Annotated in this window: 28 protein-coding genes and 2 tRNA genes; 17 read left to right on the top strand and 13 right to left on the bottom strand. The window is 71.6% G+C overall.

Features of this window, described 5'->3' with window-relative positions; genetic code table 11:
- Positions 1-281 precede the first annotated feature (281 nt).
- The 8 genes from SY84_RS08490 to SY84_RS08525 form a co-directional block, all read right to left on the bottom strand.
- The gene (locus SY84_RS08490; RefSeq protein ID WP_046843659.1) at positions 282-1,592 is read right to left on the bottom strand and encodes an ammonium transporter; all 1,311 of its coding nucleotides are present in this window, start codon (positions 1,590-1,592) and stop codon (positions 282-284) included.
- A complete protein-coding gene (locus SY84_RS08495) occupies positions 1,592-1,969 on the bottom strand; it encodes a P-II family nitrogen regulator (RefSeq protein WP_046843660.1) in 378 nt (125 codons plus the stop codon). Before SY84_RS08495 ends, SY84_RS08490 begins: the two co-directional genes overlap by 1 nt.
- Positions 1,970-2,209: 240 nt before the next feature.
- Entirely contained in the window at positions 2,210-3,517 is a 1,308-nt protein-coding gene (locus tag SY84_RS08500) for an ammonium transporter (protein WP_046843661.1), read from the bottom strand.
- 24 nt (positions 3,518-3,541) lie between these two features.
- Positions 3,542-3,913: a P-II family nitrogen regulator gene (locus tag SY84_RS08505; protein WP_046843662.1), complete on the bottom strand. Its 372-nt coding sequence runs from the start codon at positions 3,911-3,913 to the stop codon at positions 3,542-3,544.
- Positions 3,914-4,355: 442 nt separating this feature from the next.
- Positions 4,356-4,913: a DUF4126 domain-containing protein gene (locus SY84_RS08510; RefSeq protein WP_046843663.1), complete on the bottom strand. Its 558-nt coding sequence runs from the start codon at positions 4,911-4,913 to the stop codon at positions 4,356-4,358.
- 89 nt (positions 4,914-5,002) lie between these two features.
- Positions 5,003-6,112, bottom strand: coding sequence for a M42 family metallopeptidase (locus SY84_RS08515; RefSeq protein ID WP_245621296.1), 1,110 nt, complete (start codon positions 6,110-6,112; stop codon positions 5,003-5,005).
- Positions 6,087-6,803: an aminoacyl-tRNA hydrolase gene (gene pth / locus SY84_RS08520; RefSeq protein ID WP_081424685.1), complete on the bottom strand. Its 717-nt coding sequence runs from the start codon at positions 6,801-6,803 to the stop codon at positions 6,087-6,089. Before pth ends, SY84_RS08515 begins: the two co-directional genes overlap by 26 nt.
- Positions 6,804-6,817: 14 nt before the next feature.
- Complete coding sequence (locus SY84_RS08525) at positions 6,818-7,231, bottom strand: hypothetical protein (RefSeq protein ID WP_046843664.1); 414 nt, start codon at positions 7,229-7,231, stop codon at positions 6,818-6,820.
- Positions 7,232-7,372: 141 nt separating this feature from the next.
- On the opposite strand from SY84_RS08525, the gene SY84_RS08530 reads away from it, so the two are divergent.
- Complete coding sequence (locus tag SY84_RS08530) at positions 7,373-7,936, top strand: hypothetical protein (protein ID WP_046843665.1); 564 nt, start codon at positions 7,373-7,375, stop codon at positions 7,934-7,936.
- Positions 7,937-7,956: 20 nt separating this feature from the next.
- On the opposite strand, the gene SY84_RS08535 is transcribed toward SY84_RS08530, so the two are convergent.
- From SY84_RS08535 to SY84_RS08550, 4 genes are all read right to left on the bottom strand, one after another.
- Complete coding sequence (locus SY84_RS08535) at positions 7,957-10,125, bottom strand: putative bifunctional diguanylate cyclase/phosphodiesterase (RefSeq protein ID WP_052751089.1); 2,169 nt, start codon at positions 10,123-10,125, stop codon at positions 7,957-7,959.
- Positions 10,126-10,185: 60 nt separating this feature from the next.
- Positions 10,186-10,644 carry a DoxX family membrane protein gene (locus tag SY84_RS08540; RefSeq protein ID WP_046843666.1) on the bottom strand — a complete coding sequence of 153 codons (459 nt, stop codon included), beginning with the start codon at positions 10,642-10,644 and terminating at the stop codon, positions 10,186-10,188.
- A 116-nt stretch (positions 10,645-10,760) separates the two neighbouring features.
- Positions 10,761-11,117: an HU family DNA-binding protein gene (locus SY84_RS08545; RefSeq protein ID WP_046843667.1), complete on the bottom strand. Its 357-nt coding sequence runs from the start codon at positions 11,115-11,117 to the stop codon at positions 10,761-10,763.
- Positions 11,118-11,327: 210 nt separating this feature from the next.
- Positions 11,328-12,074, bottom strand: a complete 747-nt coding sequence (locus SY84_RS08550) for a HesA/MoeB/ThiF family protein (RefSeq protein WP_046843668.1) — start codon at positions 12,072-12,074, stop codon at positions 11,328-11,330.
- A 47-nt stretch (positions 12,075-12,121) separates the two neighbouring features.
- On the opposite strand from SY84_RS08550, the gene SY84_RS08555 reads away from it, so the two are divergent.
- The 16 genes from SY84_RS08555 (at position 12,122) to queC (ending at position 24,741) form a co-directional block, all read left to right on the top strand.
- Entirely contained in the window at positions 12,122-12,721 is a 600-nt protein-coding gene (locus SY84_RS08555; RefSeq protein ID WP_046843669.1) for a glycerol-3-phosphate acyltransferase, read from the top strand.
- Positions 12,718-14,823, top strand: a complete 2,106-nt coding sequence (locus SY84_RS08560) for a hypothetical protein (RefSeq protein WP_081424547.1) — start codon at positions 12,718-12,720, stop codon at positions 14,821-14,823. The genes SY84_RS08555 and SY84_RS08560 overlap by 4 nt, the downstream gene beginning before the upstream one ends.
- Positions 14,824-14,869: 46 nt before the next feature.
- A complete protein-coding gene (locus SY84_RS08565; protein WP_046843670.1) occupies positions 14,870-15,436 on the top strand; it encodes a UbiX family flavin prenyltransferase in 567 nt (188 codons plus the stop codon).
- Positions 15,433-16,116, top strand: a complete 684-nt coding sequence (gene ispD, locus SY84_RS08570) for a 2-C-methyl-D-erythritol 4-phosphate cytidylyltransferase (protein WP_046843671.1) — start codon at positions 15,433-15,435, stop codon at positions 16,114-16,116. The genes SY84_RS08565 and ispD overlap by 4 nt, the downstream gene beginning before the upstream one ends.
- Positions 16,113-16,958 carry a 4-(cytidine 5'-diphospho)-2-C-methyl-D-erythritol kinase gene (locus SY84_RS08575; protein WP_046843672.1) on the top strand — a complete coding sequence of 282 codons (846 nt, stop codon included), beginning with the start codon at positions 16,113-16,115 and terminating at the stop codon, positions 16,956-16,958. The genes ispD and SY84_RS08575 overlap by 4 nt, the downstream gene beginning before the upstream one ends.
- Positions 16,959-17,127: 169 nt before the next feature.
- The gene (locus tag SY84_RS08580; protein WP_046843673.1) at positions 17,128-17,505 is read left to right on the top strand and encodes a hypothetical protein; all 378 of its coding nucleotides are present in this window, start codon (positions 17,128-17,130) and stop codon (positions 17,503-17,505) included.
- Between the two features lie 103 nt (positions 17,506-17,608).
- Positions 17,609-20,035 carry a penicillin acylase family protein gene (locus tag SY84_RS08585; protein ID WP_081424548.1) on the top strand — a complete coding sequence of 809 codons (2,427 nt, stop codon included), beginning with the start codon at positions 17,609-17,611 and terminating at the stop codon, positions 20,033-20,035.
- 12 nt (positions 20,036-20,047) lie between these two features.
- Complete coding sequence (locus SY84_RS08590) at positions 20,048-20,647, top strand: hypothetical protein (RefSeq protein WP_046843674.1); 600 nt, start codon at positions 20,048-20,050, stop codon at positions 20,645-20,647.
- Between the two features lie 4 nt (positions 20,648-20,651).
- Positions 20,652-21,413, top strand: coding sequence for a metallophosphoesterase (locus tag SY84_RS08595; protein WP_046843675.1), 762 nt, complete (start codon positions 20,652-20,654; stop codon positions 21,411-21,413).
- 95 nt (positions 21,414-21,508) lie between these two features.
- Positions 21,509-21,584: transfer RNA gene (locus SY84_RS08600), tRNA-Asp, on the top strand.
- A 5-nt stretch (positions 21,585-21,589) separates the two neighbouring features.
- Positions 21,590-21,665, top strand: a tRNA-Phe gene (locus SY84_RS08605).
- Between the two features lie 72 nt (positions 21,666-21,737).
- Positions 21,738-22,169, top strand: a complete 432-nt coding sequence (locus SY84_RS08610) for a DUF6508 domain-containing protein (RefSeq protein WP_046845065.1) — start codon at positions 21,738-21,740, stop codon at positions 22,167-22,169.
- 184 nt (positions 22,170-22,353) lie between these two features.
- Positions 22,354-22,827: a preQ(1) synthase gene (queF, locus tag SY84_RS08615; RefSeq protein ID WP_046843676.1), complete on the top strand. Its 474-nt coding sequence runs from the start codon at positions 22,354-22,356 to the stop codon at positions 22,825-22,827.
- Between the two features lie 4 nt (positions 22,828-22,831).
- Positions 22,832-23,242 (top strand): 6-pyruvoyl trahydropterin synthase family protein, encoded by a 411-nt coding sequence (locus SY84_RS08620; RefSeq protein WP_046843677.1) that lies wholly within the window; start codon positions 22,832-22,834, stop codon positions 23,240-23,242.
- Positions 23,243-23,246: 4 nt separating this feature from the next.
- Complete coding sequence (locus SY84_RS08625) at positions 23,247-23,939, top strand: 7-carboxy-7-deazaguanine synthase QueE (RefSeq protein WP_046843678.1); 693 nt, start codon at positions 23,247-23,249, stop codon at positions 23,937-23,939.
- A 109-nt stretch (positions 23,940-24,048) separates the two neighbouring features.
- Positions 24,049-24,741, top strand: coding sequence for a 7-cyano-7-deazaguanine synthase QueC (queC, locus tag SY84_RS08630; protein ID WP_046845066.1), 693 nt, complete (start codon positions 24,049-24,051; stop codon positions 24,739-24,741).
- 68 nt (positions 24,742-24,809) lie between these two features.
- Here queC and tkt read toward each other — a convergent pair whose 3' ends face one another.
- Positions 24,810-26,777 (bottom strand): transketolase, encoded by a 1,968-nt coding sequence (gene tkt, locus SY84_RS08635; protein WP_046845067.1) that lies wholly within the window; start codon positions 26,775-26,777, stop codon positions 24,810-24,812.
- Between the last annotated feature and the right edge of the window lie 93 nt (positions 26,778-26,870).

Raw genomic sequence — 26,870 nt, forward strand, 5'->3', positions numbered from 1 at the left:
GACCCTGGTAATGGTGATGTCAGACTCACGTTGCATCCTAACACACCACCTTTCTGCTTCAGGCAGGGCAAGCGTCCCTGAGCGCCCCGACGCAAATCCCCCCGGGCGCGGGTCGGCCGGGGGGGGCAGCTGATACGGATTCCGTCTGTTTTGTTCACAACCCGGAACCACACCGGGCTGCCAACTCCACGCCCGGAACCCGTTTTTCTCCTGCTCGCTCCGCTCGGGTTGAAAGGTTGTGCAAGCCTTTCAACCCGAGGCCATATGAGGCGTGGGCGGGGTCAGTCGTGCCCGACGAACACCGGGGCGGCCAGGGGACTCTGGGCCTCCTGGTAGCCTTCCTCCTGGTGTTCGCTGAGGTCCACGCCGCGCACCTCCTGCTGCTGGGTGAGGCGCAGCGGGGTGATGAGCGCCGTGAGTTTCAGCAGGACGAAGGTGCCCGCGCCCGCCAGGGCGGCAGCGGCCAGCACGCCGATCAGCTGCTTGCCGACCTGCGCGGGGTTCCCGGCGAGCAGGCCCGTCCCGGCGGGGTTGATGGCGGGGCTGGCGAGCACGCCGGTCAGGAGCGTGCCGACGATCCCGGCGGTGCCGTGGCAGGCGAAGACGTCCAGCGCGTCGTCGGGCAGCAGGCGGTGCTTGTTGGCGACCAGGAACCACGAGACGGTGCTGGCGACCGCGCCGATCAGCAGCGCGCCGCCGGGCGTGACGAAGCCGCAGGCGGGCGTGATGGCAACCAGACCGACGACCGCGCCGGTCGCGGCGCCGATGGCGGTGGGTTTCCCGCCGCGCAGCTGGTCCCACAGCAGCCACACGAGCAACGCGGCGGCGGCGGCGGTGTTCGTGTTCAGCAGCGCGTACGCGGCGGTCTGCCCGGCCGCCAGGGCGCTGCCCGCGTTGAAGCCCAGCCAGCCGAACCACAGCAGGCCGGTGCCCAGCAGGACCAGCGGGACGTTGTGCGGCACACTGACCATGCGCGGGAAGCCCAGGCGCGGCCCGAGGACCAGCGCGGCGACCAGACCGCTGACGCCGGAGGCGACCTCGACGACGGTGCCGCCCGCGAAGTCCAGCAGGCCCAGCTTGAACAGCCAGCCGTCACTGCTCCAGACCCAGTGGGCCAGCGGGGCGTAGATGAGCAGCACCCACAGCGTCCCGAACAGCACGAACGCCGGGAAGCGCATGCGTTCCACGACGCTGCCGCTGACGACCGCCAGGGTGATGACCGCGAAGAGGATCTGGAACACCGCGAACAGTGGGGTGGGAATGGTGCCGGTCAGTTCACCGGCCATGTTGCCCAGGCCCGCGTGGCCCAGACCGCCGATCAGGGCGTTCCCGCCGGGTCCGAAGGCCAGGGTGTACCCCACGGCGACCCAGGCGACGCTGGCGACGCCCATGGCGGCGAAGCTCATCATCATGGTGTTCAGGACGCTGCCCGCGCGGACCAGACCGCCGTAGAAGATCGCCAGTCCCGGGGTCATGAGCAGGACCAGGGCCGAGCACAGCAGGATGAAGGCGGTGTCGGACCCGCTGAAGGTGGGGGTCTGGGCGGCGGCGGTACCGCCGAGCAGGGCCAGCAGGGCCAGCGGGCGGCGCATCAGGGCTGGTCCGGGCTGAGCTTGGTCTCGGTGACGGGCGTCAGGGCGGCCGTGTCCTCCTCACCGGTCCGGATGCGGATCACGCGCTCCATGGGCTGCACGAAGATCTTGCCGTCCCCGACCTCCCCGGTCCGCGCGCCCTTGCAGATCGCGTCGATGGCGGCCTGCACGAAGGGTTCGCTGACGACCATGCGGAACTCGACCTTGTCGTGGAATTCCACCATGACGCGGGTCCCGCGGTAGTGCTCCACGACGGACTGCTCGCCGCCGTGCCCGCTGACGCGGGAGAGGGTGATGCCACTGATGCCCGCCTGGAACAGCGCTTCCTTAACCTGCTGCACCCGCTCGGGCCTGACGACGGCCGTGACCAGTTTCATGCCCCGAGCGTAGCGGCGCGTCAAGGCCAGAGTGAAGATTTGTCCAACATCCGGCCTTCGACACGCAGCATTTCCGGTTTTTCAGCGCAGATTGTCACCGATCAACACACCATTCAGCCAGATCGGAGGAGACAAAGTGCTGGACCCCGGGGATGCGGTCGGGGGCCAGCGGACGTGGAGGGTCTGGGATTGAGGGTCGGGCCAGGTCAGGCCCCGTGAAGGTCAGGAAGGAGGGGTGGTTCAGTCGCCGCCGACGAAGACGGGGGCGCCCAGGCCGGTCTCGCTGTCGGAGTAGCCCTGCTCGCTGTGGGCGCTGACGTCGATCCCGGCGATCTCCTGGCTGACCGGCACGCGCAGCGGCATGACCAGCCCGACGAGTTTCAGCAGGATGAACGAACCCAGCCCGGTCCAGGCGATCGCGGCGGCCACACCGATGATCTGGATGACCATCTGCTCGCCGATGGGTTTGCCCGCTCCGGTCGTCCAGGCCAGCGCGCCGGTCAGCAGCGCACCGACGATCCCGGCGACGCCGTGGCAGGCGAAGACGTCCAGCGCGTCGTCGGCCTTCATGCGGGTCTTGAGCTGCACGGCGGCGAAGCTCGCGGCGGCGCCCAGCACGCCGACCAGCACCGAGGCCAGCGGGGAGACGAAAGCGCAGGCGGGGGTGATGGCGACCAGACCGACGACCAGACCGGTGGCGGCGCCCACGGCGGTGGGTTTCCCGGTGCGCACACTTTCCAGGCCCAGCCAGGTGAGCATCGCGGCGGCGGGGGCGATCAGGGTGGTCATGAATGCCAGCGCGGCGGTCTGGTTGGCGGCCAGGGCGCTGCCCGCGTTGAAGCCCATCCAGCCGAACCACAGCAGGCCCGCGCCCAGCAGCACGAAGGGGACGTTGTGGGGCACGTGCGCGGTCTTCGGGAAGCCGATGCGGGCACCCAGCACGGACGCGGCGACCAGCCCGCTGACCCCGGCGGCGATGTGGATGACGGTGCCGCCCGCGAAGTCCAGCGCGCCCAGCTTGAACAGCCAGCCGTCGGCGTTCCAGACCCAGTGGGCCAGTGGCGCGTAGATCAGCAGGCTCCAGAGTCCGCCGAACAGCACGAACGCCCCGAAGCGCATGCGCTCGATGACGGCGCCGCTGATCAGGGCGACAGCGATGATCGCGAACATCGCCTGGAAGGCCGCGAAGATGTAGCTGGGGATGGTGCCGGTCAGCTGCCCCGCCAGGCCGTTGAAACCGAAGTTGCTCAGGCCGCTGAAGAAGGCGTTTCCGCCGGGCGCGAACGCGATCGAGTACCCGCCGAGCAGCCACAGCACGCCGACCAGGCCGATGCAGACGACGCTCATCATCATGGTGTTCAGGACGCTCTGGGTGCGGCTCAGGCCGCCGTAGAAGAACGCGAGGCCGGGGGTCATCAGCAGGACCAGGGCGGAGGCGACGATCATCCAGGCGGTGTCGCCGGTGTCGAGTGTGGGCGCCTCGGTCTGCGCGAGGGCCGCGCCGCCCAGCATCAGGGCCAGCGGAAGGGTCTTGCGGAGGTGGGTCATGGGTGCACTCCTGTGGATTCCGCCTCAGGCGGGGGTGAGGCGGGTCTCGGTGACGGGGGTCAGGGCGGCGTTGTCGCGCTCGCCGGTGCGGATGCGCACGACCTGCTCGAGCGGCTGGACGAAGATCTTGCCGTCGCCGACCTCGCCGGTGCGCGCGCCGAGGCAGATGGCGTCGATGGCGGCCTGCACGAAGGGTTCGCTGACGGCCATGCGGACCTCGACCTTGTCGCGGAACTCGACCATGACGCGGGTGCCGCGGTAGTGCTCGACGACTTCCTGCTCGCCGCCGTGGCCGCTGACGCGCCCGAGGGTGATGCCGCTGATGCCCGCCTGGAAGAGGGCTTCCTTGACCTGCTGGACCCGTTCGGGCCTGATGACAGCCGTGACCAGTTTCATGGCGTCTCCTTTTTTCCGCGCAATTTGCAGTGACCGCATCCCTGCATGCCCCCAGCTTAGGAAGATGTGTGCGGAATGTCAAAATTTATTTGAGCATTTGGCTAGTCTTCTCTGAACAAGATGCAGCGAAACTTCATCCCGGTGCGCCAAGTGACCCTGCCACCGTGCACGGTGAACCGGAAACCGCGCACGACCTGCACGCCCCCCACAGCGGTTTCCAGTTCCATTGAAGGGCCAACGGCACGCCCCTGGGCTCCACTTCCAACCGCTGATGTTGACGGCTTCTCGCTCTGCTCGGGTTGAAAGATTTTGCAAACCTTTCAGCCGGAGTCCGTATCAGAGGCATTGAGCACACCCCTCAACGCCTCTGAACACCGCTGTCACAACGCAGCGGGGAGAGGCCACCCGCTCGCCTCTCCCCTCCCCTGTTCCCTGTCCCGGCCTACGTCAGGCGCCGCACGCGCCGCGCCGACCAGAAGCGGTACACGCCCACCACGATCACCACCAGCAGCAGCGCGGCCACCAGCGGCGCGAACACCGCCAGCGCACTGAGCAGCAGACTCGTGCCGTCCTCCACGGTGCTCACCACCGGGTTGCCCAAACCGGCCGTCGTCGCCGTCGCGACCGGCCTCACCGCCGTGCGGGTCGCCTGCACGCCCCCCGCCACGATCAGGCCCAGCGCCATGCTCAGCGCCGGGGGCACGTCCGCCACGCCCGACTGCGCCGCGAACAGCACCGCGCCCGCCGCCGCGTTCACCACCCCGCCCGCCACGTGCAGCACGTGATCCACCCCCGGAATCTTGTCCCCCACGAAATCCAGCAGGCCGACCACCGCCACCCCCAGCAGCACCCACGGATTCGCCAGCAGATCGAACGGCGCGTTCAGCTGAATGACATCCGCGCGGGACAGCAGCCCCACGACCAGCAGCGGGATGAAGGCGTTCAGGCCCGCCGCACCCGACAGACCCAGCGACGACAGCAGACCGGACAGGAGTTCCATACGCCCCCATTACGACCCGCGCCGCCCCCCGGTTGCCAGGGGGCGGCGTTGGGTGAACCCTGACGCAGCAGGGGGCCAGGATGCCCGGCTCAGCGCAGGTAGGCGACGAGCAGGTCCACCCCGGCGCGCAGGTCGTCCACGTGCACGGCCTCCACGACCGTGTGGATGTAGCGGGTGGGCAGGCTGAGGGTCAGGGTGGGTACGCCCTCGCGGCTGCGCTGGATGGCCGCGCCGTCCGTGCCGCCGAGCGCCAGGACCTCCAGCTGCGCGGGAATGCCGCGCTCCTGCGCGAGGTCCCAGAAGCCATCCACCAGCCCCCGGTGCGAGATCATGCTGGAGTCGAACACCTTGATGCCGATGCCCTGCCCCACCTGCGTGACGGCCTCGTCCGGCGCGACGCCGGGGGTGTCCACGGCCAGGGTCACGTCCAGGCCGATGCCGACCGTGGGCTGCACGCCGTACGCGGCGGTGATCGCGCCGCGCAGGCCGACCTCCTCCTGGGTGCTGAACACGGCGATCAGCTCGTGCCGCAGCTCCTGACCGCGCAGGGCGCGCAGGGTCTCCAGGAGCAGGAACACGCTGGCGCGGTCGTCCATGGCCTTGCCGCACACCAGCCGCCCGACCTGCCGGGCCGTCTGGTCCAGCGTGACCATGTCCCCGACGCGCACCTGCGCGCGGACCTCGTCGGCACTCAGGCCCAGGTCGATGAAGAACTCCTTGACCTCGGGGATCTTCTTGCGTTCCTCGGGGCTGGCGATGTGCACGGGCTTCCCACCGGGCGTCATGATGCCCGGCAGCGCCCCGCCGCGCGCGTGCACCGTGACGTCCCGCGCGAAGAGGTTGCGGGTATCGAAGCCGCCCAGCGCCTGCACCCGCAGGAAGCCCCGCTCGTCGATGAAGCGCACGAGGAAGCCGATCTCGTCCATGTGCGCGCTGATCATCACGCGCTCGGCCACCTCGCCCTTCCTGGGCTTGCGGGGCGCGCGGCGGGCGATGACGTTCCCCATGGCGTCCACGCGGACCTCGTCCACCAGGCCGTCCAGTTCGGCCAGCACGAGATCTCGCACGGCGTCCTCCTGCCCGGGCACGCCCGGCAGGTCCGACAGGCGCATCAGGAGATCCAGCCGCAGGTCCGTCATGGTCGCGGCGGGGACGGTCGCAGCCGGGGCCGCGTCAGCCTTCTTCTGTTTTTTCGACACGCCCGCCAGTATGCGCCGCCGTCCCCGCCGTGTCCTGCGGGGTTCGCCCAGCCGGGACAGCGTCCCCGTCCGGGGCGGCTTTCGGAGGTTCCGGCGGGGCGGGCGGTTTCGGGCGCAGGTCCGTTCCGTTGAACTGCCCCTGCGCCTCCGCCAGCCCGGACGCGGCCCAGACCTCGGCGGCGTTCGCGCCCAGCTGCACGAGTTCCGCCAGATCAGCCTTCTCCTCCTCGCGCCAGCGGCTCAGGACCCAGTCCGGCACCGCCCAGCCCGCTGGCGGGCGCGAGATCCCGATCTTGAGGCGCGCGAAGGCCTCGTGCCCCAGCAGCCGGATGATGTCCCGCACGCCGTTCTGCCCGCCGTGCCGCCCGCCCATCCGCACGCGCAGCAGCCCGAACGGACTGTCCAGGTCGTCCTGCAAGACCAGCAGCGACTCACCGCCCAGCTTGTAGAACGACACCAGCGGCGCCACCGCCTTCCCGGACGCGTTCATGAACGTCAGCGGGCGCACCAGCAGCACCTTCACGCCCACCCCGGGGCCCAGGCGCACCTCGGCGACCTCGGCGTCCTTCCCTTCCTTGCGCCAGGACGCCCCGGCGCGGCGGGCCAGTTCGTCCAGCACCAGCCAGCCCACGTTGTGCCGCGTCTGCGCGTACTGCGCGCCCGGATTGCCCAGGCCCACGATGATCTTCACGCTCATAATCCGGCTTACGCCTGGATGCCCCCCAGCAGCTCACGCCACTTCGCCTCGGTCTCGCGCACGCGGGCGTCCCCCTTGGCGCGGGTGTACCCGCCGCGGAACTCCGCGAAACGCGTGTCGGTCTCAGCGAACAGCAGGCCCAGCGCCTGACGCACGTCCGTCAGGTTCCGTTCGGTCAGGGTGGTGTCCTTGGCGTCCAGCACCTCGTCCAGGGTGGCCATCAGGCCCGACAGGGGCCGCAGCCACTGGAACTGCGGGTGGTTCATCACCAGCGAGTACAGCTCGAAGGGGCCCTTCACGGGGCCGTTCATGAACTCGTACTCGCCCTTGGCGACGTCCAGCAGCGCCGAGTGGAAGTGCCGCAGGGCCGGGACCAGCGCCGTGAGTTTCGCGCGGACGTCCGCGTCAGAGGAAGCAGTCATACCCGAAAGCGTAGCAAGGCCCCCGCCTGGCCCGCGCGTCCCCTTCCCTTCATCCCGCCCCGGCCGGTCATGTTGGCGTGCACCCGCGCGCCCCGCGTGCAACGCTGAGGGTCACCCCAATCCAGCCCACCGGGAGCCCCCATGACGGACGACCCGCACCGCGACCCGCGCGATCCCCAGGCGCCACCTCTCCAGGTCCCGCCCACCCTGACGGTCGCGTTTCATCCGCCGCAGTACGCGCAGATCCTGCCCACCGCCGCACTGGCCCGGCTGGACGCCCGGCTGGCGCACCTGCACGCCCGCACGCCCGACGATGTCCTGCACGCCACGCTGCGCGACGCGGCCCGCCTGCTGAGCGCGCACCTGACCTTCCGCGCCGCCGGGCGGAGTGCCCACGCGCACCCCTGGCAGACCGACGCGGCCCTGATCGGCGTCAGCGTGCGCCGCGCCGCGCACCTGCTGCAACTGCGCGGCGCCGCCCGCCACGACCCGGCCGCATGCCGCGCCGCCGTGAGCCGCTGGCCCGCCGGGACGCTGCTCGTCGCGCGGCGCGGCGTGATCTGCGCGCAGCTGAACCTCGCATGCGACCTCGACCGCCTGTCCCTGGACGAGGTGCAGACCAGCGGCGTGGCCCTGTACGCCCACCGCCTGCGGCCCGGCGGGCAGCTCGAGGCGTGGCGCACGCCCGGCTGGCCCGACCCCTGACCCCCGCCTTCAGGAGCGGTTCAGTTCAGCAGGGGCTCGCCGTCCCCCGCCCCGGCACTCCGCTCGGGCAGGTTAAGCGGCAGCGGCCCGCCCAGGTGCGGCGTCCACATGCTCGCCGGGCCCGGGCGGCCCGTCAGGTAGCCCTGCACCGCCCCGCAGCCCAGGTCCCGCAGGACCCGCAGCTGCTCCGGGGTTTCCACGCCCTCGACGATCACCGTCAGGTTCAGGCTGCGGCCCAGGCTGATCAGCGCACTCACCACCCGCTGCTCGATGGGGGACTCGGCGACACCCGTGATCAGCGAACGGTCCAGTTTCAGCTCGTTCAGCGGCAGTTGCAGCAGTGTACTGACCGACGACTGCCCCGTCCCGAAATCATCCAGCGACAGCTGCACGCCCAGGCCATGCAACTGCGCCAGCTGCCGCGCGGCCCGCTGGAGGTCCTGCACGCTCAGCCGCTCGGTGATCTCCAGTTTCAGCTGCCCGCCGTCCAGCCCATGCCGGCGAAGCGTCGCGTGCACCCGCTGCGTGAAGTCCTCCTGCGCGACCTCCAGCGCAGACACGTTCACCGCGATCGGCACGCGCAGGCGCCACTCGGCCGCCTGACGGCACGCCTCGTCCAGCACCCACGCGCCCAGCGGCCCGATCAGCCCGGCCTCCTCCGCCAGCGGAATGAACCGCGCCGGGGACACCAGCCCCAGCTGCGTGTCCGTCCAGCGGACCAACGCCTCGAAGCCCAGCAGCGCGCCCGTCGTGGTGTCCACCTGCGGCTGGTAGTGCAGGTGCAGCCCGCCCGCGTCCAGCGCCGCGCGCAGCCGCGCTTCCAGGTGCAGCTGCCCGTGCACCGCCGCGTCCAGGGACTTCTGGAAGAACTGCACACCGTTTTTCCCCTCGCGCTTGGCCTGCGTCATCGCCAGGTCCGCCTGCCGCAACAGGTTCGCCGGGAGGCTGCTGTCCGGCGGGCTGACCGCCACGCCCATGCTGCCGCGCACGTTCACCGGCTGGCCGTCCACGTCGATCGGCTGCGCCAGCGCCGCCTGAAGCCGCCGCGCCACGCCGCCCGCCTCGGGCCGCCCACCCACGTCGGGAATCAGGACCACGAACTCGTCCCCACCCAGGCGCGCCACGGTGTCCGACGGGCGCACGTCCTCCTGCAGGCGCCGCGCCACCTCGCGCAGCACCGCGTCGCCCACCGCGTGCCCTAGCGTGTCGTTCACCCGGCGGAACCCGTCGAGGTTCAGGTGGATCACCGCCAGCGCCCGCCCGTCACGCGCCGCGCGGCGCAGTTCCACCTGCAGGCGGTCGAGCAGCAGCGTGCGGTTCGGCAGGCCCGTCAGCGCGTCATGCTGCGAGTCGTGCGCCAGCTGCGCCGCCAGCAGCCGCAATTGCTCCTCGGTCCGCTTGCGGTCCCGGATGTCGCGGTCCTGCCCCAGGATCAGTTCGCGCCCGCCCACGGTCACCACGCTGCTGGCACTCTCGATCGGGAAGACCGTCCCGTCGCGGTGCAGGTGCGAGCCCTCACCGTGCACCTGCCCCTCCTCGCGGATCCAGGCGAACAGCTCGCCGCCCTCCTCGGCCATCATCGGGTACGGGTGCAGCAGGTCCACGGACTGCCCGACCAGCTCGTCCCGGGCGTAGCCGTTCATGCGGCAAAACGCCTCGTTGCAGTCCACGATCCGCCACGGCACCTCCGGATCGTGCGGGTCGATCAGCACCACGCCGTCCGCGGACTGCTCGAACAGCGCCCGGAAGCGGTCCTCGGTCTCCTGCCGCGCGCGGCGTTCCTCCCGTTCCCGCGTGACATCCACGCCAGTCGCCACCACCAGCGCCACCCGCCCCCGCGCGTCCAGCAGCGCCGTGTTCGACCACAGGATGTACCGCCACTCGCCCCTGCGGGTCTGCCAGTGGTTCTCGTACCGGTTCGGGTAATCCCCGGCCGCCAGGGACTCGAAGGCCTGCACGACGCCCGCGACCTCATGCTCGGGCAGCACGAACGGCCACAGGACCTGCCCGCGCACCTCCTCGAAACTGAACCCGCTCAGCCGCTCGGCCGCCGGATTGAACCGCACCACGCGCCCCTGCGGGTCCAGCACGACCACCAGCGTGTCGGTGATGCTCAGCACGGCCTCGGCCAGGCCCGCCCCACCAGGCTGGGTGGCGGACGCAATCGCGGCAGTCAGGCGGGTCAACATGCCTCAGCGTACGGGCACGGACCTCACAGAACATTGAATATTGACCAGCGTGAATGCACCTTAATCCTCGCGGCGGCCCCCACCCGCCCCCGGACGGCCCGGCGCCCCCTGCCGTTGCAGCGCGCCCGTGCTCCACAGCGCCCAGGCCACCAGCACCGGCTGGAAGAACAGCCGCGTCAGCCGCTTCTGATCCGTGTCCAGCCCGAACGCACTCTGGCGCGACACGTACTGCGAGACGTTCCCCGGGAAGATGAGCACGAAGAACGCCGCCAGCGCCAGCCCCACCGTCCGCCGCCGCCGACCCGAGAGCATCGCCAGCCCGAACGCCACCTCCAGCACGCCCGATCCCAGCACCACGGCGTCCCTGTTCACCGGCAGCCACGTGGGCACCTGCGCCTGGAACTCCTGCCGCTGGAACGTCAGGTGCCCCACGCCCGCCAGAGTCATGAAGGCCCCCAGCAGCACGCGCGCCGCCGAGCGCGGACGGGACGTGGAAGGGGCAGCAGGGCGGGTCGTCATGCCCCCACCCTACCGGGCGACCCTGGGCGGCGCGTGACACCCGCCACCGGGAAGCCTTGACCAAACGCCGCGCGGCCCCCCGCCCGGTGGGCAGAGGGGCCGCGTGACGCGCTGGGTTAGAGGGTGCCTTTGAGGGTCGTGGCGACCTTGAAGCGCACCTTCTTCCCGGCGGGGATGGTGATGCGTTCGCTGGTGCCGGGTTTGACGCCGGTGCGCTCGGCGGTGTGGGTGACGCTCAGGGTGCCCAGGCCGGGCAGGCCGACGCTGCTGCCGCCGCGCAGGGCGTCGACGATGCAGTCGATGACGGTCGCGACGGCGTCCCCGGCCTGCTTCTTGTTCAGGGTGGTCTTGTCGGCGACCATGTCGATGATCTGCGTCTTGGCGATCTTCCCGGCCTCGGCTTTCGGGGCGGGTTTCGCCGCGCCTTTCTTGGGGGCGGGTTTCTTCGCGGCGGGTTTGGTGCTCTTGGCCATACGTGCAACCTCCGGGAGTGGACTGCGAGCGGCACAGGGCGAACGCAATTGAATTGTGGGCTCAGGCGCACAGTAACACAGCTGCGGCGGGCGTCAAGAGGGGCTGGAGGTGCGCCCAGTGGGGGTGCAGCCCTGCCCAGGTTGCCCGCGGACGTGCTGGGCGGCGTGGCGTGGTCGGTGCAACCGGAAGAACGCCGATCTGGATGGCCTTTACGGCGTGTCGGCCTGGGCGCGCGCGCGCAGGGTGAGGGTCCGGGCGCGGCCGGTCAGGGCGTCGAAGGTCCACAGGCGGCCGCGCAGCGGCTGACCCACCCCGCCCAGGACCTTCAGGGCCTCCAGCGCCATGAGCTGCCCGGTCAGGGCCGGGACGGGCCCCAGCACGCCCGCCTCGTCGCAGCTCAGGTCGTCGCCGGGATCGGGGAACACGTCGCGCAGGCCCGCGTGGGGGCCGAACACGCTGACCATGCCCGCCGTGCCGCTGGCCGCGCCCCAGATCCACTCGCGGCCCTGCGCGGCGCAGGTGTCGGCGATCAGGTAGCGCGTCTCGAAGTTGTCGGTGGCGTCCACGACGAGCGTCACGCCGCCCAGCAGTCCCGGGAGGGTGTCCGGCGTGACGCGCGGCGCGGCGCGCACCTGCACGTGCGGGTTGATGCTCTGGGCGCGCGCGGCGGCCAGTTCTGCCTTGGGGCGGCCCACGTCGGGTGTGGCGTACAGCGTCTGGCGGTGCAGGTTGCTCAGGTCCACGCGGTCGTCGTCCGCGACGGTCAGGGTGCCCACGCCCGCCCCGGCGAGACTGGCGATCACGGGACTGCCCAGACCGCCCGCGCCGACCACGAGAACGTGCGCGGCCTTCACGCGTTCCTGCGCGCCGGCGTCCAGCCACTCGGGGACCAGCAGCGCGCGCGAGTAGCGGCGCAGCTCGGGGCGGGTCAGTCCGGGGGAGCGGGGGCCGGTCATGCGGGCAGTGTAGCGGGCGCGGAGGTGCACTCTAGAATGCGCGGCGTATGCCCGACCTGACTGACCTGCCGCCCGCCCCGACGCTGCTCGTGACGGTCCTGGCGTTCCTGCTGGGGTCGCTGGTCAGCGGCGTGCTGTACTCCCGCGCGCGCGGGGCGGACATCCGTGACCGGGACCTGCCGGGCGGGAGCGGCACGTGGCGGCAGTTCGGGCGCGGCGCGGGGATTCTGGTGTCGGCGGGGGACATCCTGAAGGGGATCGTGGCGGCGCTGCTGGCCCGCGCGCTCGTCCCGCAGGGCGGTGAGGCGCTGGCGGCACTGGTGACGGGCGCGGTCGTGGCCGGGCACTGCTACCCGGTCTTCTTCGGGTTCCGGGGGGGCGGGGGGATCGCGCCGCTGCTGGGGGCGCTGCTGGTGTTCACGCCGGGCGTGCTGCTGGCGCTGCTGCTGACCGCCGCCGTGGTCATTCCCACGTATAAGGCCACGCTGCAGGCCCGGCTGAAGCTGAACGCCGTGCCGTTCACGACGGCGGTCGCCGTGCCGGTGGGGCTGCTGGTGGGCGCGCTGACCGGGGGCTTCTGGCCGCTGCTGGCAGGCGGGGCCGTGATGGCCGTGCGGGCCGCGCACCTGCTGCGGGGCGGCGCGTGAAGCGCGTGCGGGCGCTGCTGGCGGGCCTGACCCTGACGGCGCTGCTGGGCACCGCCGGGGCGACCACCACCCTGGAGGGCCGGGTCCTACGGCACGAGGGCGCGGGCGGCACGTGGCAGCGGACCCTCCCGGACGCGCTGGGCCCCCTGAGTGGCCCGCTGGAGGTCGGGAACCTGGTGCTGCTGGGCGCCGGGCCTGCCGTGTACGCGCTGGGTGCGGGGGGCGTCGTGACGGGCCGCGCGGACCTGCCGGGTATCGTCAGCAGCCTGGACGCCGGGGGGGACGTCGTGACGGCCAGCACGCTGCTGGGCGGCGTCACGGAGCGCTTCACGCTGAACGTGAACCTGAACGCGCAGGGCGGCGGGCTGAGCGTTCAGGAGCGGGTGGCGCTGCCGCCCGACCCGGTCGTGACCGGCTGGCTGGCCAGCGTGGCCGATCAGGTGCCGCCCGCCACCCTGGCAGACGCGGCGCGGCTGGATCCCCTCAATCCGTTCCTGACGCTGCGGCTGGCGCAGGCGCAGGCCGACCCCTACGAGGCGCTCAGCCTGGTGCGCCGCACGCTGGGGGGCACGCTGCCCTTCCCGGCGTGGGTGCAGCTGGCCGCGCGACTGGACGGCGCGGGCTTCCCGTCGGCGGCGGATCTGGCACTGACGCAGGCGCAGGCGGACGCCTCGGCGCGCGGCGTGGACCCGGAGATCGCCGTGAGCCGCGCGGCGCTGGGCGCGTTCGGGAACCCCAGCGGGTACGTGGGGGCGCTGCTCGCGCAGGGCCGCGTGGACCGCGCCGGGGTGTGGATGACGTACCTGCGCCAGCTGCACCCGCGGTTCGAGGGCGGCGGCGCGCTGTACGAACGCTACGCGCGGACGCTGGACGCGCAGGGCCGCGAGGGCGAGGCCGCCGAGTGGCGGCAGTTCGCGCGGTCCCTGCAGCCCGGCACGCTGTACAACCTGGGCCTGGAGGGCCTGGGCGCCGTGCGGGACGCGGCGCGGCTGGCGAGTCTGGCGCTGGGCCTGAGTCTGCTCGCGGCGCTGCTGACCCTGGCGGTGCGGGCCTTTCCGGCGCAGGCGGACGACACCCGCGACCTGGGAGGCCGCTACCGCTCGTGGCTGCGCCGGCCGCTGGCGCGGGCGCGGCGGGTGTTCGTGGCCTACGCGTCCCCCAGCGAGCGCCTGACGGTGACGCTGCTGGCGCTGGCGCTGCTGGGCACGCTGGGCGGCGTGCAATGGGCGAACCTGTCGGGCGCGGCGCTGCGCTCGCCGGTCCTGTCGAGCGGCACGTACGGCGGCGGGTGGTGGAACGCGCAGCTCGAAACCCTGACGCTGCGGCCCGGCCCGGACGCGGCGCTCCTGACGGCACTGGGCGCGCAGCTGGACGGCGAGGACACCCGCGCCCGCGACCTGTACGGCGCGCTGGGGGACGCGTGCGTGCGCAACAACCTGGGCGTGATCGCCCGCACGCGCGGAGACGAACCGCAGGCCCGGGACCTGTTCCGCTCGGCGCTGGCGGCGCAGCCGGACCTGATGGCGGCGGCCTTCAACCTGGGCCTGAAGCCCGCGTCGCCCGAAGCGGCGTTCCAGCAGCGGCTGCGGCCCGGTCAGCCGCGCCTGTGCTACCCGGACCAGCGGCGCCTGACGCGCGCCGTGACCGGGGACCTGAGCGTCACGCTGCGCGCGGGGCTGCGCGCGCCGCTGGCACTGCTGGACCCGTCGGCGGGCGGGTCGGCGCGGCTGGGGCTGGCGCTGCTGGGCGTGTCGGGCCTGGGGGCGCTGCTGCTGCTGTCGCTGCTGCTGCCGCGCACGCCGCTCCCGGCGGCACGGTCGCGCCCGGCGGGCTTCCGGGTGCTGGGATTGCTGCTGCCGGGCGCGGCGCTGCTGGATTCCCCGTGGGGCGGGGTGCTGCTGGGCGCGTGGGGCGCGGTGGTGGCGGCGCTGCTGCCGCTGTCAGGTCTGGTGGTGTTCGCGAACCTGCCGCTGGTGGGCGCGCAGGCGGCGCTGCTGGGCGCGCTGGGCGGCACGTACGCGCTGAACACGCTGGCGTTCGTGCTGGCCGAGATCCGGCACGCGCGTAGCGCGGGACGCGAGCGGCGCGCTGAGGGGAACTGAGCGGCGCGTACCGTTGCAGCGGGGCGGGCCTGTTAGCCTGCCGGGCATGAGGCTGGTGGTGGGGGTGTCGGGCGGCAGCGGCATGCCGTACGCGGAGTCGATCCTGCGGGCGCTGCGCGACCTGGGCGTGGAGTCGCATCTGGTGGTCAGCAGCGGCGCCAAGCGCGTCATGACCGCCGAGGAGTCGGGGCCGCAGCTCCCGGACCTGACGGCGCTGGCGTCTGTCGTGCATGACGACCGGGATCTGGCGGCGGGCGTGGCAAGCGGCTCGTTCCGGACGGACGGGATGCTGGTGGTGCCGTGCAGCGCGGGGACGCTGGCGAAGATCGCGCAGGGGTTCGCGGACAATCTGGTCGCGCGCGCGGCGCACGTGACGTTGAAGGAGCGGCGGCGGCTGGTGCTGGTGCTGCGCGAGGACCCACTGCCGCGCCCCATGCTGCTGAACATGCTCGCCGCTCATGACGCGGGCGCGACCGTGATGACCGCCAGCGCGGGCTTCTATCACGCGCCGGGCAGCGTGGACGAGCTGCTGCATTTCGTGACGGCGCGGGTGCTGGACCAGTTCGGGCTGGACGTGCCGGGCTTCCGCCGCTGGCGCGAGGATGGCGCATGAGGGTCGCGGCGCTGATCCCGGCGGCGGGGTCCGGCACGCGGCTGGGCCTGGGCCCGAAGGCGTTCGTGGAGGTCGCGGGCCGCAGCCTGCTGGGCCGCAGCGCGGCGGCGCTGGCCCCACACGTGGCCGAGGTGCTCGTGGCCCTCCCGGCGGGCCTGGACCTGCCGGGGGACGTTCCGGCCCGCGCCGTGACGGGTGGCGACACCCGGCAGGCAAGCGTGCTGGCGCTGCTGCGCGCCACGGACGCCGAGGTGGTACTGGTCCACGACGCGGCGCGACCCTTCCTGCCGGGCGCGGTGGTCGGCGCGGTGATCGCCGCGGCGCGTGAGGTGGGCGCGGCGACGGCGGCGCTGCCGGTGGCGGACACCCTGGTGCGGGCCGGGCCGGGCGGCGACTGTGGCACCCTCTGGGGCACCCTCACCCCGCGCGAGGGGCTGTGGGCGGTGCAGACCCCGCAGGGCTTCCGGCGTGACCTGCTGCTCGCCGCACACGGGGCGGCGCTGGCCGACGGGTTCGCCGCCACGGACGACGCGGGCCTGATCGCCCGGACCGGCGGCGCGGTGCGGCTGGTGCCGGGGGACGCGCGGCTGTTCAAGGTGACCACGCCCGGCGACCTGGCCCTGGCGCAGGCGCTGGCCCCAGTGTGGGATGCGCAGGTGTGGGATGCTGGGGGGGCATGAGCGACCCTGCTGCCGTCACGTACTTCGCGCCCGCCAAGGTGAACCTGGGCCTCAGCGTCCGGGACCTGCGTTCGGACGGGTACCACGAACTGCACTCGCTGATGGTGCCCCTGAGCGTCGGCGACGACCTGGAGATCGCCCCGGCCGACACCCTGACCCTGCGCGTCGAGGGCGCCGACCTGCCCGAGGACGACGGGAATCTGGTGCTCCGCGCGGCGCGGGCGTACCTGGACGCGGCGGGTGTGGCGGGCGGCGCGGCGATCACGCTGCACAAGCGTCTGCCGCTCGCGTCGGGTCTGGGGGGCGGCAGCAGCGACGCGGCGACCACGCTGATGGCGCTGGCGCGGCTGTACCCGGCGAGCGTGGACCTGCCGGGCCTGGCGCTGCGGCTGGGCGCGGACGTGCCGTTCTTCCTGCTGGGCCGCGCGGCGGTCGCGTCGGGCGTGGGCGAGGTCCTGTCTCCCACCCCGGTGCCGCGCGCCGCCCTGGTGCTGCTGAACCCGGGCGTGGAGGTCAGCGCCCGCGACGCCTACGCGTGGCTGGACGCCGAGGAGACCTTCACGCCCGCCCTGGACATCGAGGGCATCCTGGCCGCACTCTCCAACGGCCGCCCGGTGCCGTACGTCAACGCCCTGCAGGGACCGGTCGCGGCGCGGCACGCCCCGATCCGCGAGGCGCTGGCCGCCCTGACGGGCGCCGGGCTGCACTCGCCACTGATGAGCGGATCCGGAAGCACCTGCTTCGCGCTGGCCCGCGACGACGCGCACGCACACGACGCCGCGCAGGTCCTCGCGGGGCAGCACCCCGGCTGGTGGGTGCAGCCCGCGCAGGTGCTCGGCTGACCCGGCCGTCTGCCTGCCCTGGACCCGGGCGGGCAGACGGGTGGCCCTTCAGGTTCCGGGTGGTAAGGGGGCGGTAAGGCGCGGCGGCCTACGCTGCGGCATCCCTGCGCGTGACTCCTGCGCTGGCGCCTGCCGGTGCGGGCCACCGCCCGGGGAACGGAGCCTGCGCGTGACTCGACATGAATCCCCGACCCTGATCACGAATCCCGCCCTGTTCGTGCCCACCCCGCCGTTCGAGCGGGTCAGTGCGCTGCCGCAGCGGCACACGCTGCCCGGCGCGGAACTCATGGTGTTCCAGTTCTCGAACGGGTACGGCGCCGCCGTGACCCGGCAGCTGTCCCGCCCCGAGGAGAGTGCCTTCGAGTTCTGCGTGCTGGACTGCATGCAGCCCACGCCGCAGCCGTGCTTCTCGACGACGGTGGCGACGTCGTTCCTCTCGGGCCTGTCGCACGAGGGCACCGAGGGCCTGCTGATGCTCACCGAGCGGCTGGGCCTGCACCCGCGCCGCGTGAAGGCGAACAGCAGCCTGCTGGACGAGGAATTCTGATCTCGGCACTTACCTAGAAGTGAACTGACCGCGCGGCGGGGGCATGCTACCCCCGCCGCGCGTTTTGGCAGGGCTGGGCGCGGGGCTATGCTGCGCAGGTCACATGAACACGAAAACGGTGGGGCCGCTGCGGCGGAAGGGGTCGTGGGGTCGCCGCGTGGCGACCGGCGTGCTGGGGACGCTGCTGCTGCTGGGCGCGGCGGGCGGCGGGGCGTACGCGTGGCTGCGCGCGACCAGCGAGCCGCAGCGCGCGGGCAACGTGGACCTGACCGGCCTGGGCGGGCGCGTGCAGGTCACGCGCGACGCGTGGGGTGTGCCGCACATCCGCGCGCAGACGGACGAGGACGCGGTGTTCGCGCTGGGGTTCGTGCACTGGCAGGACCGCGCGTGGCAGATGGACTTCCAGCGGCGCGTGGCGCAGGGCCGACTCGCCGAGGTGCTGGGTGAGGCCGCGCTGCCGCAGGACCGGTTCCTGCGCACCTGGGGCTTCCAGCGGGCCGCGCAGAGTGCCCTGCCTGCCCTGGACGCGCGCTCGCGCCGCCTGATCGCGGCGTACACGGCAGGCGTGAACGCCGCGCAGGGCCGGGGCAAGAAGGCGCTGGAATTCCGGATCCTGGGGTACACCCCGGAAGCCTGGCAGGACGTGGACACGGTGTCCTGGAGCAAACTGATGGCCTTCGACCTGGGCGGCAACTACGACGACGAGGTGATGAATGCGCGCGTCGCGCGTCGTCTGGGGGCGGGCGGGCTGGATCAGGTCACGGCGCCGTACCCGGCGAATGGACCGACGATCCTCAGCGCGGACGAGGTGGGCGCGCAGAGCGCCGCGCCGCAGACGGGCGCAACCTCTGACGCGCCCCGCCTGCCGGACACGCCCAGCCTGCCGGTGGAGACAGTCGCGGCGCTGCGGGCGCACCTGCGGGCCGCCGAGGCGCTGGGCATGCAGCACGTCCCGGGGAAGGGCAGCAACGACTGGGTGATCGCCGGGTCGCGCACGGCGACCGGGAAACCCATCCTGGCGGACGACCCGCACCTCGCGCTGACCGCGCCGATGCTGTGGTACCTCGCGGACGTGCAGGGCAGCGAACTGAAGGCCATCGGGGCGAGCATCCCGGGCCTCCCGGCCATCGTGATCGGGCGCAACGCGCGGGTCGCGTGGGGCGTGACGAACATGAACCCCGACGTGCAGGACCTGTACGTGGAACCCGAGGGGGCGCGGCTCACCAGCCGCCAGGAGGTCATCCGGGTCAAGGGCCAGGCGGACGTGACGATCACCGTCCGCGAGAGTGAGCACGGCCCGGTCATCAGCGACAACGGCGGGGGCGGCCTGAACTTCGCGGACGCCGGGCCGCGCGTGGCGCTGAAGTGGACGGCGCTGCAACCGGGCGACACCACCATGGACGCCTTCCTGGGCCTGAACTACGCGCAGAACTGGCCGGACTTCACGCGGGCGCTGTCACGCTACGTGGGGCCCAGCCAGAACTTCGTGTACGCCGACGTGGACGGCAACACCGGGTACTACGCGCCGGGCCGCGTGCCCATCCGCGAGGGCTGGGACGGCAGCCTCCCGGTACCGGGCGACGGCAGCCGCGAGTGGAGGGGCTTCATTCCGTTCGGTGAGCTGCCGCACACCTTCAACCCGGCCGACGGACTGGTCGTCACCGCGAACAACAAAGTCGTTCCCGACGGCTACCCCTACCTGCTCGGCAACACGCGTAACTGGGCTGAACCGTACCGCGCGCGGCGCATCACGGACCTGCTGACCGCCACCCCGAAACTGAGTGTCGCGGACGTGCAGCGCACGCAGCTGGACACCCGCAGCCTCGTGTGGGCGGACTTCCGGCCCATCCTGCTGGCCACGAAACCCGGCAGTGACCGCGCCCGGCAGGCGCTGGGCACCCTGCAGGGCTGGGACGGCAACATGACCACCGGCAGCGTGGGCGCCCTGCTGTTCGAGGCGTGGCTGATGCAGCTCCAGGAGATGGCCAGCGACGAACTGAACGACGCGACCGTCATGAACAGCCTGTCCGTCCTGAACCAGCTGCGCGGCGGTGGGGAACTGTGCGCGCAGGGCGGTCAGGGGGACTGCGCGGCCCTGCTGACCCGCACGCTGGACGCCGCCATAACCGACCTCCAGGCCCGCCTGGGGGACGACATGACCGGCTGGACGTACGGCACACTGCATCAGGTCGCCAGCAACCACCGCGCGTTCGGGAAGGTCAGCGCCCTGGCGTGGCTGTTCAACCACCACGCGCCCACCCCCGGCGGCACGAACACCGTGAACGTCGCCCGGCCCGAACACGGCACCTACGCGCAGACGCACGGCGCCAGCTACCGCCAGATCGTGGACCTGAGCGACCCCGACCGCAGCCTGTACATCGGTAGCCTGGGGCAGGCGGGCAGTCCCCTGGCGCCGCACGCCACCGACCAGATGAACCGCTGGATCGGCGGGCAGTACCTCCCCATGAGCACGAAACCCGCCGACTGGGGAAACACGCAGACCCTCACCCTTCACCCGGCCGGGCAGTAGGTAGACTGCGGTATGGCCGAACCTCACCGCGTGCGCGACGCCCTGCGCGCCAGCATGACCGCCTGGGCCACCCTCACCGTCCGGGACGACCAGGCCCGCGTGACCCTCGCCCCCGACCTCGACGTGCTCGCCCTGCAGCTCGACGCGATCGACCCCGGCTGGAGCCTCACGTGGGCGTGCGACCACCCGGCGCCGCCCATCGTGCGCGCCCGCCTCAGCGTCCTGGGCGCGGCCCGCGAGGGTCTCGCCACCGCGCACACCCTTCAGGACGCGAAACTGGCCGCGCTGGCCGACCTCGCCCGCTCGTACGGCGTCACCCCCACCAGCGACCCCATCTGGGTCGAGTACGACCCGGAAGACGGTGCGAACACCAGCGAACTGGAAACCGACACACCCGCCCCCCGCCCCGCCGCCGAGCGCCCCCTGCCCCCGCAACCACCCCGCGACCCGCAGATGGAAAAAGCCCGGCGGCATATCGAGGACCTGCTGGAACAGCTGAAAGTCGCCGGGCGCGGCGGGGAAGCCGCCCGCATCCTCATGCGCGGCTACGGCGAGACCCTGGAAGAAAGCCGCGCCATCTACAAGGACCTCCACGCCCTCCTGAAAGGCTGACCCCATGCGTAAATTCCTCGCCTTCGGCGACGTGCACGCCGACTTCGACCTCCTCTGGGCCGCCCTGCGCGCTGCCAGTTGCGCCACCCTGGACGGCCTCCCCACCCCGCCCGTCCAGGCCGGGCTGTTCCAGGTCATCCTCATCGGCGACCTTGTCCACCCCAAGAACGAACGCGACTACGCCCGCCTGACCGGCCTGCCGCGCTTCGACCACAAGAACCCCGACCACCTGTTCCTCGCGGCGCGCGAGCAGATCCGCCACCTGGAAAAACTCCGCGCGTACCAGGAGGCCGCGCCGCACGCCGTGCACATCATCCTGGGCAACCACGACGACGCCGTGCTGAACACCAGCTACGTCCTGGGCACCAGCGGCGGCATGGTCCACGTGGAATTCGACCCGGACCACGGCGGCCTGATCCTCCCCGACCACCTCGCGGCGTGGATGCGCAGCTTCCCGCGCGAGCTGCGGGTCGGCACCGTGCAGTTCGCGCACGTCTCGCCGCTGCCCGCGCACGCGCACTACGACGACCTGTTCTACGCCGACCACGGCCCCAAACGCTGGTTCCGCGAATCCCCCGAGTACGTCCGCATGGCCGGACTCGACTACGGCGTGTACGGCCACACCCAGATCGACGGCGGCATCCACCTCGACGAGGACCACCACCTCGCCATGATCGACGCGCTGCACGCCCGCGAGTACCTCGAGCTGCTGCTCGACCCCGGGCAGGACGAGCCGGTCCAGAATGTCCGCGCCGTCCCCTTCTGACCCCGCCCGCCCCGACCCACGCACCCACGCATTGACAACCGTGAAGTGCGCCGCTATCCTTAACCCCGCTGCTTTTGCAGCCCCCTTCAAGGCACGGTCCGGTAGTGTAGCGGTTAGCATATCTGCCTGTCACGCAGAAGGTCGCGGGTTCAAATCCCGTCCGGACCGCCAAGGAAGGCTAGGTAGCTCAGCTGGTAGAGCAAACGACTGAAAATCGTTGGGTCGCCGGTTCAAGTCCGGCCCTGGCCACCACCAAAGGAAACGCCCCCACCCGCGCGGTGGGGGTTTTTCATGTCCTCATGCGCGCGCGCCATGCTGGGCATCATGCGCCCACAGTTCACGCCTGAAGCCCTGCGCGCCGTCGCGGCGTTCCTGCCCGTCATGGCGGACCCGGCGTTCCGCTTCACGGATGGCCAGCCGCCCGCCGTGGTCCTGCCGGACGGCGGCGTGCAGATGCGTGGGTACGCGTACGACCCGCAGGTGGCGCGGCTGCTGCGCACGCTGGACGAGTTCGGGTGGGTGTATGGGGACGAGCGGTTTCAGTGGCCGCAGTGGGCGCAGTCGCCAGAGGCGCGCGCCCTGCGGGACGACCCGGCGGTGCTGGCCCGCGCGACCCCGGCGCAGCTGGCGCGGCTGTTGACTATCTTCGCGCGGCAGGAGCGGTTCAACGACGGCGCGCGCCTGGGCTTCTGGGAGTCCGGGCTCCTGCTGGGCATCCTGCGCCGCGCGGCGGCACTGGCGGACGCAGCGGGCTGAGCCCTCTCCCCTGCCGGGTGCCTGCACGCCTTTGTTCCCCGCCCCCTGGCAGGGATGCATGGACTTGTGGATAATGCGCGGTTGAGGTCGCGCCTGCGGGTGCGGACTCCCACAACCGGGTGACCTGTGCTGTCACCCCAGGCCCGCGCCGTTCAGGGTGCGGACCTGCCGGGAGGAAAGACATATGACGAACGTGACTGCCGGGGCCGACTGCGGACCCCAGAACCCTGGTTTTGACCGCCGCTACGACGTGCAGGGCCTTGACGCCATCGACGTGGCGGTGCTGGGCACCTTCCCGCACGTGCGCGAGGACGACCCCGTCCGCTACCCGGGCGAGCCGATGCAGATCGAGATCGTGACGGACGAGTTCAGCCCGGTGTGCCCCTGGAGTGGCCTGCCGGACTTCGGCCGCCTGGAGATCCGGTACCTGCCGCGCGAGGCGTGCGTGGAACTCAAGAGCCTGAAGTACTACCTGACCAGCTACCGCTTCGTGGGCATCTACCACGAGCACGCGACACGGCGGGTGCTGGCGGATCTGGTGAACCTGCTCAAGCCCCTGAGCATGGAGATCCGCTGTGATTACGGCATGCGTGGGGGCCTGAACACGATCTGCACCGTGAAGTACGTGGCGCCCGACCATCAGCCCCAGGGGGCGTAAGCGGATGCCGTGGAAACTGAGTTCGGAGTTCACGTTCGATTCGGCGCACGTGATCACCGGCTACGACGGCCCGTGCGGGCGGCTGCACGGGCACACGTACCGCGTCCGGATGGAACTCACCAGTGACCGCCTGCGGCCCAGCGCACACGTGAAGCGGGCCATCATGGTCGCGGACTTCAAGACCCTCAAGTGGGCCAAGAAGGACGTGGACGCGGGCGGCCTGGACCACGCCTACCTGAACGACCTCCCCGACCTGGGTGACGACACGACCGCCGAGGTCATCGCCGCGTACCTCCACCGCAGGACCATGGACCGCGTGCGCGCCGACCTGCCGGGGGGTGACGACGGCGCGGACCTGCGCCTGCACGTGACGCTGTGGGAAACCCCGGACAGCAGCTGCGAGTACTGGGAGTGACCGCATGAAATACCCGGTGTACGAGCGGTTCTACACCTGGCAGGGCGAGGGGGTGCACCTGGGCCGCGCGGCGTACTTCATCCGCCTGTACGGCTGCCCCCAGGCCTGCCCGTGGTGCGACAGTGCCGGAACGTGGCACCGCGACTACCGGCCCGACGGCGTGACCCTGATGGATACCGACGAGTTGGCCGAGGTGGTGCGGAACGAGAGCCCCGACGGTGCCGTCGTGGTCGTGACCGGGGGCGAGCCGATCCTGTTCGACCTGAAGCCCCTGACGGACGCCCTGCACGCCCTGGGCCGCCGGGTGCACCTCGAGACGAGCGGCATTGCGCCCCTGCGCGGGGATCTGGACTGGGTGACGCTGTCCCCGAAACCCTTTGGGCAGCCCCCACTGCCCGAAGTGGTGGCGGTCGCGGACGAGGTGAAGATCATCGTCCACGAGCCGGGCGACATCCAGGCCGGACTGGACACCCTGACCGGTCTGCCCGATGAAGCGGTGATCTGGCTGCACCCCGAGTGGAGTAAGGCCCGCGAGCGCGACCTGAAGGTGCTGAACGCGATCACGCAGGCGGTCAAGGAGAACCCGCGCCTGCGGGCCGGGTACCAGATGCACAAGCTGTACCGCGCCGACGACCTCGACGCGCACAGCGACAAACGCCTCATCCCCCTCGGCGGGAACGCCGAACTCGGGTACTGAACAGGGGTGCGGGCTGTAGGGTGTGGGAACGACAGCCTGCACCTCAGCTTTTCTCCTCCCCCTTGAGGGGGGAGGTCGGGTGGGGGTGAATCCCACCGGAGGACTGAACATGACGGAAGGGAAGAAGCGGGCAGTGGTGCTGCTGTCGGGCGGGCTGGATTCGAGCACGGTGCTGGGCATGGCGACCCGCGACGGGTACGCGTGCACGGCGCTGTCGTTCCGGTACGGGCAGCGGCACACGGTGGAACTGGAACGCGCGGCGACGGTGGCGGCGCACTTCGGGGCTGATCACCGGGTGATTGATATCAACATCGGGTCGTTCGGGGGGAGTGCCCTGACGGACGAGTCGATCGTGGTGCCAACGGACGGAACGGAAGATGGCGTGATTCCGCCGACGTACGTGCCGGGGCGGAACACGGTGTTCATCGCGGTGGGGCTGAGTCTGGCGGAAGCGATCGACGCGGAGCGGGTGTTCCTGGGGATCAACGCGGTGGATTACAGCGGGTACCCGGACTGCCGCCCGGAGTATCTGGCGGCGTACCAGACGCTGGCGGACCTGGCGACGAAGGCGGGCCTGGAGGGACGCGGCGCGGTGCTGACGGCGCCCCTGGCGGAGCTGACGAAGGCGGACATCGTGCGCGAGGCGCTCGCGGTGGGCGTGCCCATCGACGTGACCTGGAGCTGCTACCAGGGCGGCGAGGAACCCTGCGGCGTGTGTGATTCGTGCCGCATCCGGGATAAGGCGCTGATCGAGGCGGGCCGCCCCGACCTCGCCACCACCTACGCCCAGGCCCAGCTGTAATCCCAGCAGGAGAGGCGGGACGCGCCGGGGTCTCCCCACGCGTCCCGCCTCTCATTGACCTGCTTGCCTTACAGGACGCTCTTGACGACCTTGCTGACGTTCTGGACGCTGAAGCCGAACTTCTCGAACAGGACGCTGGCGGGGGCGCTGGCGCCGAAGGTGTCCATGCCGATGACAGCGCCGTCGGTGCCGACCCACTCGTACCAGGGACCCTTGGCGGCGGCCTCGATGGCGACGCGCTTGACGCCGGGGGTGAGGACGCTGTCGCGGTAGCTGCGGTCCTGCGTGCGGAAGACTTCCATGCAGGGCATGCTGACCACGCGGGCCTGGATGCCCTCGGCGGCCAGCGCCTCGGCGGAGTCCAGGGCGAGGCTGACCTCGCTGCCGGAGGCGATCAGGATGATCTGCGCACCCTCGGCGTCGCGCACCACGTAGGCGCCCTTCTTCACGCCCGCGTGGTTGCGGGGCAGGATCGGGAGGTCCTGGCGAGTGAGGGCCAGGGCGGTGGGGCCCTTGTCGTACTCGAGGGCCATCTGCCACGCGGCGGCCGTCTCGTTGGCGTCGGCGGGGCGGATGACGTGGGCGCCGGGGACGGCGCGGAGCATGGCGATCTGCTCGATGGGCTGGTGGGTGGGGCCGTCCTCGCCCAGGCCGATGCTGTCGTGCGTGAGGACGTACGTGACGGGCTGCATCTGGATGGCGCTGAGGCGGAAGGCGGGCTTGAGGTAGTCCGCGAACACCAGGAACGTGCCGACCATGGGGTGCAGGCCGCCGTACAGGCTCAGGCCGTTCGCGGCGGCGGCCATCCCGAACTCGCGCACGCCGAACAGCACGTTGCGGCCGGCCATGCTGCCGCTCTGCATCTCGCCGCCGTCCTTGATGGTGGTCTTCGTGCTGCCCGAGAGGTCCGCGCTGCCGCCCATCAGGCCGGGGAGGACCTTGGCCAGGGCGTTGATGACCTCACCGCTGGCGTTGCGGGTGGCGACGCCCTTGCCGCCCACCTCGTAGCTGGGGAGCGCGTCGGCGAGGTTGGCGGGCAGTTCGCGCTTCAGCATGGCGTCCACTTCGGCGGCCAGTTCGGGGTGCGCGGCGCGGTAGCCGTCCATCAGGGTGTTCCAGTCGGCTTCCTGTTTCGCGCCGCGTTCACGGGCGTCCATGTGCGCCTTGACTTCTTCGGGGACGGTGAAGGGCGGGTAGTCCCAGCCGAGGGCCGCTTTGGTCTCCGCGACGCCCTCGGCGCCCAGGGGTTCGCCGTGGGCCTTGCTGGTGCCCGCACGGGGGCTGCCGAAGCCGATCACGGTGCGGACCTGGATCAGGGTGGGGCGGTCGCTGGTCTGCGCTTCCTTCACGGCGGCGCGGATGGCGTCCAGGTCGTTGCCGTCGGCGACCTTCTGGACGTTCCACCCGTACGCGACGTAGCGGGCGGCGATGTCGTCGCTCTCGGCCTTGCTGGTGGGCGTGTCGAGCTGCACCTGGTTGTCGTCGTGCAGCCAGATCAGCTTGTTCAGGCGCAGGTGTCCGGCCAGCGCGGCGGCCTCGTGGTTCACGCCTTCCTGCAGGTCACCGTCGCCCAGGATGGCGTAGGTGTGGTTGTCGAAGATGGGGAACTCGGGGCGGTTGTAGCGCGCGGCGAGGTGAGCCTCGGCCATGGCCATGCCGACGGTCATCGCGGCGCCCTGGCCGAGGGGGCCGGTGGTGGCGTCGAGGCCGGGGGTGTGGAAGAACTCGGGGTGGCCGGGGGTCTTGCTGCCCCACTGGCGGAAGTTCTTCAGTTCGTCCAGCGAGAGGTCGTAGCCGGTGAGGTGCAGCAGGCTGTAGATCAGCATGCTGGCGTGCCCGGCGGACAGCACGAAGCGGTCACGGCCGGGCCATTCGGGGTGCACGGGGTTGAAGCGCAGGTAGTCCTGCCAGACGACGTACGCCATGGGCGCGGCGCCCAGGGGCGCGCCGGGGTGGCCGCTGTTGGCGGCCTGCACGCCGTCGATGCTCAGGGTGCGGATGGTGTTGACGCTCAGCTGTGGGATGTCGCTGGACATGCCGTTCATCCTACCCCGAGAAGAGTATGTGTACCGTGTACACTTTTTGGCGCTTTCTAGACGCTCGGATGAAGCGCTCCCACGACTGGCGCG

Source organism: Deinococcus soli (ex Cha et al. 2016), assembly GCF_001007995.1.
In the GTDB taxonomy this organism is placed as follows: domain Bacteria; phylum Deinococcota; class Deinococci; order Deinococcales; family Deinococcaceae; genus Deinococcus; species Deinococcus soli.